This window comes from Amycolatopsis sp. cmx-4-61, assembly GCF_046548775.1.
Classification (GTDB): domain Bacteria; phylum Actinomycetota; class Actinomycetes; order Mycobacteriales; family Pseudonocardiaceae; genus Amycolatopsis.
Genome location: NZ_JAEBEI010000069.1, coordinates 1 through 885, shown reverse-complemented (window position 1 = coordinate 885; position 885 = coordinate 1). Strand labels below are relative to the sequence as shown.

1 protein-coding gene is annotated in these 885 nt (G+C 69.6%); it reads left to right on the top strand.

From position 1 onward, the window contains the following. Nucleotides 1-10: 10 nt before the first annotated feature. Nucleotides 11-885, top strand: an 875-nt coding sequence (locus ACLJOU_RS46940) for a family 2B encapsulin nanocompartment shell protein (protein WP_410575791.1), incomplete at its 3' end; no start/stop codon positions are given.

Sequence of the window (885 nt, the reverse complement as noted above, 5' to 3'; positions counted from 1 at the left end):
GGTTTTCGCTGTGACTGTCACCGACCCGGTGGAATCCGAGCAGGCACCGTCGAGCCTGGGGCGGGCGGCGGCCCGGACGCTGGCCACGACGACCAAGTCGGTCCCGCAGATGCAGGGCATCTCCTCCCGCTGGCTGCTCAAGGTCCTGCCCTGGGTCGACGTCGCGGCCGGGTCCTACCGGGTCAACCGGCGCCTGTCCTACGCCGTCGGCGACGGACGGGTCACCTTCACCACCACCGGCGCCCACGTCCGCGTCATCCCCCCCGAACTGGGCGAACTGGCCCCCCTGCGCGGCTTCGACGACGAGGAGGTCCTCACCGAACTGGCCGACCGGTTCACCCAACGCGAATACGCCCCCGGCGACGCCCTCGTCGAATTCGGCTCCCCCGCCGAAGAAGTGTTCCTCCTCGCCCACGGCAAAATCAGCAAGATCGGCACCGGCGCCTACGGCGACCAGGTCGTCCTCGGCACCCTCGCCGACGGCGACCACTTCGGCGAAACCACCCTCACCCACCGCGACGGGATCTGGGAATTCACCGCCAAAGCCGTCACCGCCTGCACCGTGCTGACCCTGCCCCGCACCGCCTTCGACGACATCCTCGCCCGCTCCGCCACCCTCCAAACCCACCTGGCCGACTACCAGGCCCGCGGCGACGCGGCCAGCAACGACCACGGCGAAGCCGAAATCACCCTCGCCTCCGGCCACGACGGCGAACCGGTCCTGCCCGCCACCTTCGTCGACTACGAAGCCCGCCCCCGCGAATACGAACTGTCCGTCGCCCAGACCGTGCTACGCGTCCACTCCCGCGTCGCCGACCTCTACAACCAGCCCATGAACCAGATCGAACAACAACTCCGCCTCACCGTCGAAGCCCTCCGGGAGCG